Below are 16,196 nucleotides of genomic sequence, written 5' to 3' on the forward strand. Positions count from 1 at the left end.
ACCGTCCCGCACCGGGCAACGCAGCATCGCTGTCCATCCACCCGCCTGCATCGCGCAGGCGGGCAGGACATCAGGCGAGTGTCAGCGCTTGACCGGCTTGCCGTCGGCGTCCAGCACCTGCACCTCGCCCAGCTTGAGCGCACGCACCGGGGCCTCGATCTTCTTCAGGTCGCCCACGATCACCCAGGTCATCGCGTCGGGCTTGATGATCTGTGCGATGGCCTTCTGCGCGGCCGGCTGGTCGATCGCTTCCAGGCGCGGCTTGAGCGTCTGCACGTAGTCGTCAGGGCGGTCGAACTGCACGATGCCTTCGATCGCACCGAGCACGGCGGTGGTGGTTTCGTAGCTGCCGGGCAGGGCGCGGATGCTCTGGTTCTTGATCTTTTCGATCTCCTCGCCGGTCAGTGGCTTGTCGCCGACGATGGCGCGGGCCTCCTTGAGGATCTCGTTGGCCGACTCGGCGGTCTTGTCGGTCTGCACCGGTGCGGAGAACAGATACGGCCGCTGGCCCTGCGCATCCATCAGGCGGGTGCCGGCACCGTAGGCCCAGCGCTTGCTCTCGCGCAGGTTCATGTTCAACCGCGAGGTGAAGGTGCCGCCGAAGGCATCGTCGGCCACGCCGATGGCCAGGTTGTCCTGCGTTTTGGTCGACGGTGCGAGCAGGCCCGCCAGGATCACCGACTGCGGCGCATCCGGCCGGTTGATCAGGTACACGCGCGGCTTGGGCTGGGCGGCCACATCGACCAGGTTCTTCTTCGGCAGCGGGCTGGCCGGGGCCTTCCAGTCGCCGAAGGCCGCATCCAGCTGCGGGATGATCTGCGCCAGGGTGGTGTCGCCGGCGACCAGGATGCGCAGGTTGTCCGGGCGCAGCCACTGGCTGTGGAAGGCCTGCAGGTCCTTGGCATCGAGGCTCTTGATCGCTGCCTCGGTGCCGCTGCCGGTGAGCGGGATGCCGTACGGATGCTTGTCGCCGTACAGCAGCGGCGGCAGCGCACGCAGACCCAGGCTGGTGGGCTTGGTCTTTTCCTGCGCGATGCCGGCCAGCCACTGACCACGGATGCGTTCGATGTCCGACGCGTTGAACGCCGGGTTGCGCACGATGTCGGAGAACAAGTGCAGCGACGGCTGCAACTGGTCGTTGAGGGCATTGAGCGAGGCGCTGCAGCTATCCAGATCGCAGCCGACGCCGGTGATCGCCCCCAGGCGCTGCTTGCGCTGGGCCACCTCCACCGAATCCAGCGAGGCGGTGCTCTCGTTCATCAGTGCGGCGCTGAAGCTGGCGGTGCCGAGCTTCTTGCCCTGGTCGGCGGCATAACCGGCGTCGAACAGCAGCTCGACCTGGGTGACCGGGATGGTGTGGCGCTCGGCCAGGATCACCTCGATGCCGTTCTTCAACTTGCCGCGCTGCAGTTTGGGGAAGCTCAGGTCGGGGAACTGGGTGGTCTTGGGCACGCCCTTGCTGCGGTCCACCTTGGAGGCGGCGACGGTGTACTTGCCGGCGGCGGGGAGCTTGGGCGCCGGCTTGCCCGGTTCGGCGGCGCGTGCGACCACTGCCTTGTCTTCGGCAGCCGGGTCGAAATCCTTGCCGGCCGGCAGCACGGTGAGCAGATAGTCGCCCTTGCCGAACCAGGTGGCGGAGGCCTGCCTGACGCTGTCCACGGTGGCGGCCTGGCCGCGCTGCAGGTCTTTCTTGTAGGCGCCCGGGTCGCCGCGATAGACCTGGCCCTCGGCCAGGAGCACCGCCTTGCCGGTGAAGCCGCCGACCTTTTCCAGCCCGCGCACGAAGCCGGCGCGATAGGCCACCTGGGCCCGTTGAAGTTCGTCGGCGGTCGGGCCCTGGGCGATGAATTTCCTGAGCTCTTCGTCGATCACCGCCTCGACCTTGGCCGGGTCCACACCGTCCTTGACGTCGGCCTGGATCTGCACCTGGCTGGACAGCGCGAACGGCTGCACCGCGGCGGACACGTCATCGACCAGCTTGTCCTGGTAGACCAGGCGCTGATACAGCCGCGAGGTCTTGCCGCCGCCCAGCACGGTGGTGGCCAGATCCAGCTGGATCAAGTCGTCGGTGCCCAGCTGCGGCGCGGCCCAGGTGCGGTAGATCCGCGGCTGCGAGACATGGTCGTGCTGCACGCCACGCTTCTGCGCCGCCAGCGGGGTCACCCACGGCTGCTGACGCGCCACCGGCTTGCCGGACGGGATATCGCCAAAGTACTGCGCGGCCTTGGCGCGCGCCTGCGCCACGGTGATGTCGCCGGCCAGCACCAGGGTGGTGTTGGCGGCGCCGTAGTTGTCGTTGAACCACTGTTTGACGTCGGCCAGCGAGGCCGCGTCCAGATCTTCCATCGAGCCGATGGTGTCGTGCTGGTACGGGTGGTTGGCCGGGAACAGGTTGGACAGGATGTTCTGGTCCACGCGGCCATAGGGGCGGTTTTCGCCCTGGCGCTTTTCGTTCTGCACCACGCCGCGCTGGGTGTCGAGTTCTTCCTGGCCGATCGCGCCGAGCAGGTGGCCCATGCGGTCCGATTCCAGCCACAGCGCGGTATCCAGCGCGGTGGTCGGCACCGTTTCGAAATAATTGGTGCGGTCGAACCAGGTGGTGCCGTTCATGTCGGTGGTGCCGACCTGCTCCAGCGGCGCGAAGAAGCTGCCCTTGTTGTTTTCCGAACCGGAGAACATCAGGTGCTCGAACAGGTGGGCAAAGCCGGTCTTGCCGGCCGGCTCGTCGCCGGAACCGATGTGGTACCAGATGCTTACCGCCACCACCGGCGCCTTGTGGTCTTCGTGCACCACCACGGTCAGGCCGTTGGGCAGGGTAAAGCGGGTGTAGGCGATGTCGGGGATGGCGCTGTTGTCCGTAGTCTTGGACAGGCTGGCCGGGGCGGCCTGTGCGGCGGGCGGAACGGTACCGGCAGCGGCGCCGAGCACGCCGGCGATCAACAAGGACAACGGACGCAGCATGTGACACTCCAGAGCAGGACAATCGGCCGAGGGTAGTGGCTGCTTGGCGAGGCCGCAAATGCTGTTAGGCACGGAGGCGGCGGGCGGCAGTAGCACGCTGCCGGAAATCCGAAAAACGGCGACAGAACTTCGTCTGGGCTGAGTTCGCGCCGTGAAATGGGATGTGCGCGGGCCGCAGCGGGCAGCTGCCCGGCTTGGGGCCCGGCAACTAAGGTCTTGCAGGTGCTGTGCGCCGGAAGCCCCGCGTGGCGGGTGGCTTGCCCGGGCCGCGCAGGCGGCGCGCCATCGGTACACGGACGCGCCGGGATCCGGCGGAGGCGCTGCAAGGGCTGGTGGCCGGGCCCGCCACGCGCCGGCACGGCGTACATGCACGACGCGCGGCTGTAGCGGGCGGTCGCTGAGGCTGGCGCGATCGTCCCGCCACTGTGGCCCTCCCGCACCGGCCGCCACGGGTCGAGCGGGCCGTAAGCGGGCCCGGCCGGACATGCTCAAGTTGATCATCGCCTCGCCGTTACTTGGGGCGACCTACCTTCTTGGCCATACGCCGCCCGCCGATCACCCCATGACCGCCCTGTTGCCGCCCGTGCCGATTCCCGCCAACGACGCCTTGCGCGTGGACGCGGTCCGCCGGCTGGGGGTGCTGGACACCGAGGCCGAGGCCGAGTTCGACGATATCGCCTGGCTGGCGGCGCATGTCACCGGCGCACCGATGGCACTGGTGTCGCTGCTGGACGCCGACCGGCAATGGTTCAAGGCGCGCTGCGGTACCGACCTGGAGGGCACGCCGCGCAGCGTGTCGTTCTGCTCCCACGCGGTGATGGGGACCGAGTTGATGGAAGTGCCCGACGCCGAGGCCGACCCACGCTTCGTCAACAACCCGTTGGTGGCCGCCGCGCCGGGTGTGCGCTCCTATGTCGGGGTGCCGCTGGTCGGCCGCGAAGGCTATGCCTACGGCACCTTGTGCACGCTCAGCACCAAGTCGCGCGTACTCGACGACGATCAGAAACAGGCACTGATCCGCCTGGCGCGGCAGGCGGTCAGCCAGCTGGAAGCGCGCCGCGACCGGCTCGATGCGCAGGCGCAGCGGCAGACCCTGAGCATGTTGCTGGAAGCCATGCCCGACGGCGTGGTGGCCTGCGGCACCGATGGTCTGCTGCGCGAGTTCAACCACGCCGCGCGGCAATGGCATGGCACCGACCCGCGCGTGCTGCCGCCGGCGCAATGGGCGCAGCATTTCGACCTGTACAGCGCAGACGGCAACCGGCTGCTGCCCACCGACGCCATCCCGCTGCTGCGCGCCTGGCGCGGCGAGCACGTGCGCAATGCAGAACTGGTGATCCGTGCCAACGGTCAGCCTCCGCGCAGCGTGCTGTGCAATGCAGATCCGGTGGTCGGCGACAAGGGCACTGCGCTGGGCGCGGTCTGCGTGATGCACGACATCACCCAGCTCAAGGACGCGTCGGCGGCCTTGTCTGCCGAGCGCGCGCGGCTGCAGGCGCTGGTGGATGCCTCGCAGGACGTGGCTATCATCGCTTTCGACCCGCAGGGGCGCATCGAGCTGTTCAATCCCGGTGCCGAACAACTGCTGGGCTACGCGGCCGACGAAGTGCTGGGCAGCTCTCCGTCGCGGTTCCACCTGCAGGCCGAGCTGGAGCGTCACATGGCCACGCTGGCGTTGTCGCCACCGGCGTATGTGGAACTGGCTGCGGCCGCCGCCGGCAATGTGCTGGCCGAAGAATTGTGGACCCTGGTGCGCAAGAACGGCGAGCTGCGCCGGGTGCGGCTGTGCTTCAACGTCATCCACGATGCGCAGCAAGGCCTGGCCGGCTATCTGGCCATGGCCATCGACGTCACCGCCGAACTGCAGGCGCAGGCCGCCGCGCAATTGGCCGCCGAACGCTTCACCGGCGCCTTCGAAACCGCACCGCAGGGCATGGCGATCGTCTCGCTGGATGGCGCCTGGCGCGACGTCAATCCGTCCTTGTGCAGCATCCTCGGCTACCCGCGCGAGCAATTGCTGCGCACCACCTTCCAGCAGATCACCCACCCGGACGATCTGGAAATGGACCTGCAGCTGGTGCAGCAATTGATCGCCGGCAAGCGCGATAGCTACAGCCTGGCCAAGCGCTACATCAGCCAGCAAGGCGCAGTGATCTGGGCGCAGCTGTCGGTGTCGCTGGTGCGCGACGGTAGCGGTGCACCGGTGCATTTCGTTTCGCAGATCCAGGACGTCACCGAACGCCATGTCGCCGCCGAACGCCTGGCCGAGAGCGAAGCGCGGCTGCGCGCCATCAGCGACGCCACCCCGGCGCTGGTCAGCCAGTTCGATGCCGGCCAACGCTGCCTGTTTGCCAACGAAGCGCACCGCGATTGGCTGGGCGTGGAGCCGGCCAGCCTGGTCGGGTCGCCGATTACGCATCTGCTGGGCGCGCCGCTCAGCGCGACCGCTCGCGCCGCACTGGCACAGGTGGCCCAAGGGCAGCGCGCCAGCTTCGAGCACGTGTTGCAGATGGGTGGCAACGCACGCGATATGGAGATCACCCTGGTGCCGGAAAACCGGCGCCTGCCGGGGCAGGCACACGGTTTTTTCCTGATGGCGCAGGACGTCACCGCGCACAAGACGCTGCACCGCCTGATGCACGAGCGCGCCACCCGCGATGCGCTGACCGGCCTGCCCAACCGCCACGCCTGGACCGAGGCATTGCAGAACGCCGTGCTGCAGGCGCATCAGTTGCAACGCGCGGTGGCGGTGATGTTTCTGGATCTGGATGGCTTCAAACGCATCAACGACACCTACGGCCACCGCGCCGGCGACGCGGTGCTGGTGGAGTTCGGTCATTGCCTGCAACGCGCGGTGGAAGGCCGTTACCTGGTCGCGCGTCTGGCCGGCGACGAATTCGTGGTGCTGCTGGACAATCTGCAGACGCCCAAGGCCGACTGCGCCCGGGTTGCCGAGCGCATCCGCCATGCGGCCTCCGCCGGCGCCCTGTTCGGCGAGCAGCGGCTACCGATCCAACCCAGCATCGGCGTGGCCTGGCAACACGGCGACCAGGCCGAGGCGGCAAGCCTGATGCATGCCGCAGACGAGGCGATGTACGCCGCAAAGAACGCGCGCTGCAGCAAGGACGCCGCAATGAACCGCCGCGACGCTGCGCGTTGAGGTCGGCGGCAACCGCGTTTCCTTCTCACCACGGGAGAAGCTGCCCGAAGGGCGGGTGAGGGCACGTCGGTCAGGTGCCCCGCCAGCCATGACTCTGCGGTTTGCCCGACGTGCTGCTGCAGCAGCACGCGGCTCGCTCCATGTGGCGCGCCACCTCACGACGCGCCTGCTCGAAGTTGTGGTGCTGCATCGCACTGCAGTCTGCTCGATGCGGCAGCGCTGTCGATGCAGGCTGCGCCAGGGCTGGTCAACGAGTTTGGATACACCTGTGATAAGGGTGTTTGTCGATCTCTCGATTGCCGGCGCACTTCTGCCGACTCGCAGTGCGCATCGTTCTTCGTCGACGTGTCATGGCCGACGGGGGCACCCTCACCCCAACCCCTCTCCCGGCGGGAGAGGGGCTTGAACAGTGAAGCGGGTGACGCTGTTCCTTACTGCCCTCGGGAGAGGGCTTGAACAGCGAAGTTCCTTCTCCCCTCGGGAGAGGGGCTTGAACAGCGAAGCGTATGGCGCGGTTCCTTCTCCCCTCGGGAGAAGGTGCCCGAAGGGCGGATGAGGGCGCGTCAGACATGTGCGCCCTCGAACCATTCCTGCCAGGCTTTGCCCGACGTGCGGCTACATCGCCACGATTTAGCCTGCTAGACGCGGTGGTGCGACATCACTCATCGGTCCACTCGAAGTAGAGCTGCTGCATGACCAGGCGGCCTCATTGAAGTGACGGTGCTGCGGCACTACGCAGCCTTCTCGACGCGATGGCGCTGCATCGATCCGGGCTGCGCCGGTGCCAGCTGGAACACCGCCACCGCGCGCGTCAGATCCGCGGCCTGGTCTTCCAGGCTGCGCGCGGCCGCAGTGGCTTCTTCCACCAGCGCGGCGTTCTGCTGGGTCATTTCGTCCAGCTGCATCACCGTGGTGCTGACCTGTTCGATGCCGGCACTCTGTTCGGTGCTGGCGGCGGTGATCTCGGCCATGATGTCGGTCACGCGCTTCACCGAGCTGACCACCTCGGTCATGGTGCTGCCGGCCTGCTGCACCAGCGCCGAGCCTTGCTCCACCTTTTCCACCGAGTCGGAAATCAGCTGTTTGATTTCCTTGGCCGCACCGGCCGAACGCTGCGCCAATGCACGGACCTCGGTTGCGACCACTGCAAAGCCACGGCCCTGTTCGCCGGCGCGCGCGGCTTCCACTGCGGCATTCAAGGCCAGGATGTTGGTCTGGAAGGCGATGCCGTCGATGACGCCGATGATGTCGGAAATGCGCGCCGACGATTGCGTGATCGCCTGCATGGTGGTGACCACTTCCTGCACCACACGGCCACCGCTTTCGGCGACATCGCCGGTGCCCTTGACCAGTTGATTGGCCTGGCGTGCGTTGTCTGCGTTCTGGCGCACGGTGGAGGTCAGCTCCTCCATCGATGCGGCGGTTTCCTCAAGATTTGCGGCCTGGTGTTCGGTGCGCGTGGACAGGTCGGCGTTGCCGCTGGCGATCTCGCCGGCGGCGGTATTGATCATCTCGGCCGACTGCTGGATGCCCTGCACGATGCTGGTGAGCTGGATCGCAGTGCGATTGGCAGCATCGGCCAGACGTCCGAAGGCGCCTTCGTAATGCGATTCCACCCGTTGCGACAGATCGCCATCTGCAATGGCGGCCATGATGCGGCCCACATCGTCCAAGCCCGCATCGGCCTGCTGCATCAGGCGGTTCAAGGCCTGCACCATTTCGGCGAACGCAAACTGGTAGCGCGCCTGCTCGCCGCGTGCGGAGAAATCGCCACGCGCGGCGGCATCGGCCAGGCGCGCGATGTCGCTGTTGATTGCCGACAGGTTGCCCTTCACCGTGTCCAGCGCTTGATGCAGCGCCGCGCGCTGGCCGGGCAGGCGGCGCATGTCGCGGCGCAGATCGCCACGGCCGTAGTCGCCCATCAGGTCCATCGCCTCGTTGATGGCATCCAGATGTTCGAACACCACCGTGTTCACGCCATGCGCCAGGCTGCCGTAATCGCCGGGGAAATCCTCCGGAATGCGGTGCGCGATGTTCTCGCCCTGCTGCAGCCGGATCATGGTCTGCATCTCGCCGTTGAAGCGCTGCAGCTGGTTCTGCATCTGCTGCATGCTGTGCATCAGTTGCCCGGTTTCATCGCGCGATTCCACCCGGATGTCGTTGTCGAACCGGCCCGAGGCAATCGCCTCGGCGGTGCGTGAGGCGGCACGCAACGGTGCGGCCATCGCCGAGGCGATCAACCAGCACAGGCCGATCACCAGTGCGACCAGCGCGCCGCCGATCAGGGTCAGGGTGCGGGTAAAGCCCCACGCCTGCACCTGGATGTCCTCGGCGTACACGCCCATCACCAGCACCCAGTTCCAGGCCGGAAACGTCTTGGCGTAGCTGATCTTCGGAAGCTGTTCCTTCTTGCCCGGCTTGGGCGCGTCGTAATAGCTGAAGCCATCGCCGCTGTCGATCGCGGTCTTGATGTCGCGATACACGTACTGCCCGGCATCGCTCTTGTAGTCGGTCATGTCGGTGCCGACCGGGCGCTTGGGATGCATCAGGATGCGCATCTGCGGGTCGACGATGAAGAAGTAATCCACGCCATCGTTGGTGCGCATGTCCGCGAGCGTGGTGCGCGCGGCTTCCTTTGCCTGGTCGGCGGTCAGTTCGCCGGCTTTGACCTTGTCGGCGTAGTGCTGCATCACCGTGAGGCCCATCTCGACCTCGGTCTTGACGCTGAGCTTGCGCGCCTCGATCAGGTCCAGGTACTGCAGGCGCGCCGCGGCGACCGCGAGCAGGATCACGCCCACCGTCAACAGCGTGCACAACAGCACGAATTTGCGGGTCAGCGGGAGATTGGCAACATGGCGACGCAACAGGGAGACAACGGGCATGGCAACGATATCCGGAACGCGCCGCGAAGGACGCTATGAGATGGATAACGGCTGATTCACATGCGGGTTGAACATTGATTGCGGCAGCGTCTGCTTATGACAAGGCAACACCGATGCAACGTAGGAGCGCACCCGGGCGCGATGCGACGTTGCCTGGAAGGCTTCGTCGCGCCCAGGTGCGCTCCTGCGATGGCCCGTTGTCTTGCACAGAGCGCAGGCGCCACATCGATCAAAGAGCGGCCGGTCGCGCGATACAAAGGCGGGCACGCAAGGCGCGTTCCCGCCTTCCACATCAGCTTGCGGCGCAGAAGCCGAATTCGGCCGTGGCACCGGCGGCCAGCGTGCGGTTGAAGTCCACGCCACTGGCCTTGAGCGTGCTACCGCTCTGCGACCACACCACATTCCACGCGTTGTTGACCGTACCGGTGACCGGTACCGTCACCGACCAGGTGCCGCTGCCGGTCCCGGTGTTGGTGACCTGCACGCGGTTGCACGAACCGCCGTTCCAGCTGCTGTCCACGATGACCTTGGTGCTGAAGGTGCCGGTGCCCGGGGTCGGGGTCGGGGTCGGGGTCGGGGTCGGGGTCGGAGTGGGAGTCGGCGTAGGAGTTGGAGTCGGCGTCGGCGTCGGCGTGGTGCTGCTCAGCGTGCCCCACAGGGTGCGCAACAGCGTCATCTTGTCCTGGCGCACGGTGGTCCAGTCGTCGCGCAGGATGCCGCCGGTGTCGCCGCTGTTGGGGTTCCACGACCAGTAGAAGCCTTCGTTGATGCCCTTGCTGCGCAGGTACTTCACCAGCGCGTCCTGCCACACCTTGTCGCGCGCATCGCCTTCGCCGTACTTGCCGCCGAACTCGCCCAGCAGCAACGCGTACTTGCCGGCGAACTGGCCGAAGTGACGGTCCCAGATGGCCGGCATATTGTTGGGGAAGTTGCTGTCGTTGAAGTAGGACTGCACATACACGTCCGGGCCGTACACGTGCGGCGCCAGCAGCAGGCGGTTGGCCGGGATGTTCAGCGGGGTGCAGGCCAGCGGCTGCAGGTTGCCGCCCCAGTAGATGCCGCCGTTGGTCGAACACACCGGGTTGTCGGTGATGCCTTCCACCGCGATGATCCACTTCGGCGCCACGGCCAGCACCGCGGCCGACCCGCGTTCGGCGGCCTTGTTCCAGTCGGTAGCGGCGTTGCCGGTGCCCCAGGTGGCGGCGCCGTGCGGCTCGTTCTTCAGGTCCAGGCCGAGCACATACGGCACGTTCTTGTAGCGGTTGGCCACAAAGCGCAGGTCGGCCAGCCACTGGGCTTCGGTGTAGGAGCCGGTGTACCAGAGCTCGGAGATGCCGGCGCAATCGGGGGTGTGGTGGTCCAGCAGCACGTACATGCCACGCGCGTTGAATTCGTTGATCACCTTGTCGAGGATCTGCAGCGAGGTCAGGCCCTGCAGGTCGGCATTGCGGCTGTAGTCGATGCTGCTGGGCATGGTGTCGCTACGCAGCGTGGCCGGGCAGAACGGCAGCCGCACGGCATTGAAGCCCAGGCCCTGCATCTGGTTGATCATCTCCTTCCAGTTGCGCGCCCACAGGCCATGCATGACATGGTTGCCGGTCTCGAAGCCAAACACGTTGACGCCCTTGAGCTGCACCACCTTGCCACTGTCGTCGACAACCCGGTTGTTGCTGATGGAATAGCTGAAAGCCGGCGCGGCGGCCAAGGCCAGCGCAGTGGCCAGTGCGAGCGTACTTGCGGTCCTGAAGATGGACATGGTGATCTCCCTAGATAACCGGGCTCGACACCCGAGCGCGGTGAGGGGGGCATCTTGGTCTGCGCCCGCGCCGCGCGGCGTGATCGCAGCCACAAAAAAGCGCATTGGCGCACAGATCACAGGTGGGCTGCGGGCGCGGTCGCTTTCCCGCACACTATCGCCGCTGCGCACTGTCCGCAGGCTGTCCCTTTTGTCCCCGGAGTGTCCCCGATGTCTTTCCTGCGTGCCGAACTGGCGCAATGGCGCGCTTCACCTGCGCGCGAACTGATGGCCGGTGCGGTCGCAACATTTGCCCTGATTCCCGAAGTGATCGCCTTCGCCTTCGTGGCAGGCGTGGACCCGCAGGTCGGCCTGTTCGCGTCCTTCGTCATCGGCATCGTGATTGCGTTCTGTGGCGGGCGCCCGGCGATGATTTCTGCTGCAGCCGGCTCGGTGGCGCTGGTGGCCGCACCGCTGGTGGCGGCGCACGGCTTGCCGTATCTGCTGGCAGCCGGGCTGCTCGCCGGCGCGGTGCAGATCCTGTTCGGGTTGCTGCGCTTGGGCGTGTTGATGCGCTTTGTCAGCAGCTCGGTGCGCACCGGCTTCGTCAATGCACTGGCGGTGCTGATCTTCGCCGCGCAGCTGCCGCACCTGCTGGGCGCCAACCTCACCACGTGGGCCATGCTCGGTGTGGGCCTGGCGATCATCTACGGCCTGCCGCGATTGCGCGTGCCGGGCCTGTCGGCGATTCCCTCGCCGCTGTTGTGCATCCTGCTGTTGACCATCGCCGGCAGCGCCCTGCACCTGCCGCTCAAGACCGTGGCCGATCTTGGCAGGCTCCCCACTGCATTGCCGTTCCTGCAATGGCCGGCGGTGCCGATGACGCTGGAAACGCTGCGCATCATCGCCTTGCCGGCATTGGCCATCGCCATGGTGGGCCTGCTCGAATCGCTGATGACTGCGCGGGTGGTTGACGAACTCACCGACACCCCCAGCGACAAGAACCGCGAATGCACCGGGCTCGGGCTCGCCAACGCGGCGGCCAGCCTGTTCGGCGGCATCGCCGGCTGCGGCATGATCGGCCAGACCGTGGGCAACGTGAAGTACGGCGGCCGCGGCCGGCTGTCGACCTTGTTCGCCGGGGTGTTCCTGCTGATCCTGATGGTGCTGCTCAAGCCGTGGGTGTCGCAGGTGCCGGTGGTGGCATTGGTGGCGATCATGGTGATGGTGTCGGCCGAGACCTTCGACTGGCGCTCGCTGCGCACCGTCATCACCCATCCGCGCACCTCCAGCGTGGTGATGCTGGCCACGGTGGCAGTGACCCTGGTGACCCACAACCTGGCCGCCGGCGTGGCGGTGGGCGTGGTGCTGAGCGGGGTGTTCTTCACCTTCAAGGTGGCCGGGCTGCTGCAGATCGCCCACAGCGATGGCGCAGATGGCGTGCGCACCTACAGTGTGCGCGGGCAGGTGTTCTTCGCCTCGGCCGATGTGTTCATCGATGCCTTCGACGCACGGCAGGTGCCTGGCCGCGCCGTGGTGATCGACGTCAGCCGTGCGCATTTCTGGGACATCACCGCCGTGGCGGCGCTGGACAAGGTGGTGCAGCGCTTGCGGCATCACGATCTGGATGTGCAGGTCGAGGGCCTCAATGCCGGTAGCCGCCGGCTGATGCAGCGGCATGCCCTGGGCGAAGACGCGCTGGAATCCGCGCTGCCCTGAGCCCCGCGGGGCGACGCGCGCCCATCGCAGCGCCGGGCATTTTTGTCCGCTGCGCATCGAGGGCTGGATGCGGGCTGAGCATGGTCGGCGAGCGGTCTCAAGTTTGCGCGGGCAACGCCGATGAACCGGCATCCTGACTGCCGGTCGTTGTCGTGAAGCCTGCGCGTTGCCACTCCAGTTGTCTGCCAGCCCGCCGCGTCCGGCAGGGCGGGCCCGCGTTTGCGCACCGGCTGCGCCGCCAATGAGCGCTACGCCGTTGCTGGAACGGATGGTGGACATGACCGCCATCCGCGACGCCGATCTGCTCGATCTGAGCCTGTTGCGCACCATGCGCGAGGTCTGCTCCGTCGAGGAATTGTCGCTGCTGCGCATCGCCCCGGACGGCCGCACCATGGCCGAAACCCGCCTGCACGACGACGGCCGCCTTTCGCTGACGGTGGCCGAGCTGAAGGATGCGCAGATGCGTGCCCGGCTGGCCGACGTGCATGGCCCTGGCGAGGTGGTGCAGCTGCAGCAGGATGGCAATGCGCTGCTGCTGTACCCGATGATGGAAGCGCGTGGCATCCGGACCTGCCTGAGGGTGGGCGGTGCGCGCACGCCCGGTGTTGCCGAACAGGCAATGTTGCAGGGCTTCGCACGCTTCTTCCAGAACTACCGCAGCCTGCTCGACGATGCCCAGCGCGACGCGTTGACCGGCCTGCGCAACCGCAAGACCTTCGACGACGTGGTGCTGGGGCTGTTCGCAGCTGGACCGGACGCTCCGGCCAACGACAGCATCTGGCTGGGCATCGTGGATATCGATCACTTCAAGCGGGTCAACGACACCTTCGGTCATCTGTACGGCGACGAAGTACTGCTGCTGGTGGCGCAGTTGATGCAGCGCGCGTTCCGTCAGGACGATCTGCTGTTCCGCTTCGGCGGCGAAGAATTCGTGATCGTGCTGCGTGGGGTGGATCGCGATGTGGCGGTCAGCCTGTTCGAGCGCTTCCGCCTGGCCGTTGCCGAGCATGTGTTCCCGCAGGTCGGGCAGGTCACGCTCAGCACCGGCATCGTGCAGCTGACCCACGGGCGGCTGATCAGCCAGCTGCTGGACGAAGCGGACAAGGCGCTGTACTGGGCCAAGCAGCATGGCCGCAATCGCGCGGTGGTGTACTCCGAGCTGATCACCAGCGGGCAGTTGCTGCAGACCACGCAACAGACCGGCAGCGTGGACCTGTTCTAAGAGCGCTTGGCAAAACGACTGCGCAGCCAGGCGGACGTAGCCGGTGCCCGGTGCGGCAGATGCCCCCCCGCACACTCCGGTTCCGAGCGCACTGTCCGCCCCCCACCTGACGACTGCGCGCCAGGCTTTGCTGGCCTCTCCAGGCGCGCGCATCGCCGTGCCGCACCGGTTGGACGCGTGCAGGTGCGCGGCTGCTCCCGCGCGACACGCGGCCATCGCAGGCGACCATCCCGCGACATGCCGCCGCTTGCACCCGCGGGTGGCTACACTCCAGGGCTGTCTGATAGTTGGGGTATGCAATGAAGCGATGTGCCATGGGACTCTTGGCAATGGCGGTCTCGACCGCAGTGATGGCGCAGGCGCCGACGTTCGATGGCGCGCGCATCTCGCGCGACGTCAAGGAGCTGGCGTCCGATGCCTATGAAGGGCGTGGCCCGGCCACCGCCGGCGAAGAAAAAACCATCGCCTATCTGAGCAAGCAATTTGCCGACGCGGGCCTGCAGCCCGGCGGCGACCTCAAAGATGGCAAGCGGCTGTGGACCCAGGCGGTGCCGTTGCGTCGCGCCGATATCGTCGGTGCGCCGACGCTTGCGCTGACCGATGCCGGCAAGCCGCAGGCGCTGACGCAAGGCAAGCAGATCGCCATCCGTGCCGCGCTCGACGGCGCGTCCAAGGTCGACATCGCCAACGCGCCGTTGGTCTTCGTCGGCTATGGCGTCAAGGCGCCGGAGCGAGACTGGGACGACTTCAAGGGCGTGGACCTGAAGGGCAAGATCGCGGTGGTGCTGATCAACGACCCGGACTTCGAAACCGGCAAGGGCGCCTTCGACGGCGCCGGCATGACCTATTACGGCCGCTGGACCTACAAGTACGAAGAGGGCGCACGTCAGGGCGCGCTCGGCGTGCTGGTGGTGCACGAAACCGCGCCCGCCTCGTATGGCTGGGACACCGTGGCCAGCTCCAATACCAACACCATGTTCGACGTGGTGCGCGACAACCCGCGTGCCGCGCACCCCACCGTGGAAGGCTGGATCCAGCGCGATCTGGCCACCGAGCTGTTCAAGCGCGCCGGGCTGGATTTCGACGCGCTGAAGAAGCAGGCGCAGACCCGCGGCTTCAAGCCGGTCGAGCTCAAGGGCCAGGGCCTGAGCGCCAGCTATCAGGTCAAATCCGACGTGATCACCTCGCACAACGTGGTCGCACGGCTGCAAGGCAGCACGCATCCGGATGAGACGCTGATCTACAGCGCGCACTGGGACCATATCGGCGTGGGCAAGCCGGACGCACGCGGCGACACCATCTTCAATGGCGCGCTGGATAACGCCAGCGGCACTGCGGCGTTGCTGGAGCTGGCACGCGGTTTTGCCAGCGGGCCCAAGCCGGAGCGCTCGGTGGTGTTCCTGGCCGTCACTGCCGAAGAGAAGGGCTTGCTGGGCTCGGAGTTCTACGCCTCCAAGCCGTTGTACCCGCTGGATACCACCGTTGCGGTGATCAACATGGACGGCATGAGCCCGTTCGTGCCGTCGCGCGATTTCGGCATCTACGGCACCGCCAAGCTCGAGTTGCTCGATCAGCTCAAGACGGTGGCCGCACAGTCCAAGCTGCGCTACACGCCCGACCCCAAGCCGCAGGCCGGGTATTTCTTCCGCTCCGACCATTTCTCCTTCGCCAAGCGCGGGGTGCCGGCGCTGTCCTATGCGGCCGGGCAGGATTGGGAAGTGGGCGGCATTGCCGCAGGCAAGGCGGCATCGGACGACTACACCGCCAAGCGCTATCACCAGCAAGGCGACGAATGGAAGCCGGATTGGACCTTCGCCGGCGCCGCGCGCGATCTGGGGGTGCTGTACACGTTGGGCCAGCAGTTGGCCGGTTCGCGTCAGTGGCCGAACTGGAGCGGCGATTCGGAATTCCGCGCCACCCGCGATGCCAGCGAGGCGGCACGCAAGTAGGACCGGCTGACAAGACGACCGCGCTTTCATCAGGGCAGCGTTGCTTCGGTGTGCAGGGTTTTCAGTAAAGCTGCCAGCCAACTGTCTGGTGCGGTGTCCTCGCCGATTGCGGGACCGTTGGCGGCATGGATGCCGCCATCGAGCCCCCATGGACGGGTTTACGGCGTGTCCCGCAAGCGGTGAGGGCACCGCGCCCTCGACGCTGCGAGTTTGCTGCAGGGCCCTTGCCCGCCCACCATCGCAGGACACGCTGCAAGTACGTCCTTGTAAGCTCTTACGCGGCATCCATGCCGCGTAAGGTCCCGCGACGTGAGCTGGCAAGGACCAGTCGAGATGGTCGGTGGGCATGGCTTTGAATAGAACAGTCCGCAGACTGTCTGGTGGGACCCACCGACCGCCACGATCGCCCGCCAGCAGGCTGTCGCTGCAACCGATTGCAGGTCCTGGCACATCAATTGCACCTGTCTGACCCGACAGCGTGGTTTGACGCCCGTGACAGCACGCGTGCCAGGCTGCAATCTGTTGGGGTTGCGTTCGGTCGTTACCGCGTAGTCTGCCGCGCGGTCCT

Annotated in this window: 7 protein-coding genes and 1 other RNA gene; 5 read left to right on the top strand and 3 right to left on the bottom strand. The window is 66.7% G+C overall.

The window, feature by feature from the left end; genetic code table 11:
* Positions 1 to 81 precede the first annotated feature (81 nt).
* Positions 82 to 2,961, bottom strand: coding sequence for a pitrilysin family protein (locus FHY19_RS17835; RefSeq protein ID WP_259167535.1), 2,880 nt, complete (start codon positions 2,959 to 2,961; stop codon positions 82 to 84).
* Between the two features lie 484 nt (positions 2,962 to 3,445).
* Between FHY19_RS17835 and FHY19_RS17840 the strand changes: the two genes are divergently transcribed.
* Positions 3,446 to 6,121 carry a PAS domain S-box protein gene (locus FHY19_RS17840; RefSeq protein ID WP_259167536.1) on the top strand — a complete coding sequence of 892 codons (2,676 nt, stop codon included), beginning with the start codon at positions 3,446 to 3,448 and terminating at the stop codon, positions 6,119 to 6,121.
* Between the two features lie 731 nt (positions 6,122 to 6,852).
* Here the strand turns inward: FHY19_RS17840 and FHY19_RS17845 are convergent.
* Both FHY19_RS17845 and FHY19_RS17850 read right to left on the bottom strand, forming a co-directional pair.
* A complete protein-coding gene (locus FHY19_RS17845) occupies positions 6,853 to 8,985 on the bottom strand; it encodes a methyl-accepting chemotaxis protein (RefSeq protein WP_259167719.1) in 2,133 nt (710 codons plus the stop codon).
* A 310-nt stretch (positions 8,986 to 9,295) separates the two neighbouring features.
* The gene (locus FHY19_RS17850) at positions 9,296 to 10,759 is read right to left on the bottom strand and encodes a cellulase family glycosylhydrolase (RefSeq protein ID WP_259167537.1); all 1,464 of its coding nucleotides are present in this window, start codon (positions 10,757 to 10,759) and stop codon (positions 9,296 to 9,298) included.
* A 210-nt stretch (positions 10,760 to 10,969) separates the two neighbouring features.
* On the opposite strand from FHY19_RS17850, the gene FHY19_RS17855 reads away from it, so the two are divergent.
* The 4 genes from FHY19_RS17855 to FHY19_RS17870 all read left to right on the top strand — a co-directional run bounded on the left by FHY19_RS17855 (position 10,970) and on the right by FHY19_RS17870 (position 15,628).
* Positions 10,970 to 12,457 carry a SulP family inorganic anion transporter gene (locus tag FHY19_RS17855; RefSeq protein WP_259155370.1) on the top strand — a complete coding sequence of 496 codons (1,488 nt, stop codon included), beginning with the start codon at positions 10,970 to 10,972 and terminating at the stop codon, positions 12,455 to 12,457.
* A 241-nt stretch (positions 12,458 to 12,698) separates the two neighbouring features.
* Positions 12,699 to 13,679: a GGDEF domain-containing protein gene (locus tag FHY19_RS17860; RefSeq protein ID WP_259167538.1), complete on the top strand. Its 981-nt coding sequence runs from the start codon at positions 12,699 to 12,701 to the stop codon at positions 13,677 to 13,679.
* 59 nt (positions 13,680 to 13,738) lie between these two features.
* A non-coding RNA gene (locus FHY19_RS17865) (sX9 sRNA) lies at positions 13,739 to 13,815 on the top strand.
* 163 nt (positions 13,816 to 13,978) lie between these two features.
* The gene (locus FHY19_RS17870) at positions 13,979 to 15,628 is read left to right on the top strand and encodes a M28 family metallopeptidase (RefSeq protein WP_259167539.1); all 1,650 of its coding nucleotides are present in this window, start codon (positions 13,979 to 13,981) and stop codon (positions 15,626 to 15,628) included.
* Positions 15,629 to 16,196 lie beyond the last annotated feature (568 nt).

It is taken from the genome of Xanthomonas sp. 4461 (genome assembly GCF_024806475.1).
GTDB lineage: Bacteria > Pseudomonadota > Gammaproteobacteria > Xanthomonadales > Xanthomonadaceae > Xanthomonas > Xanthomonas arboricola_F.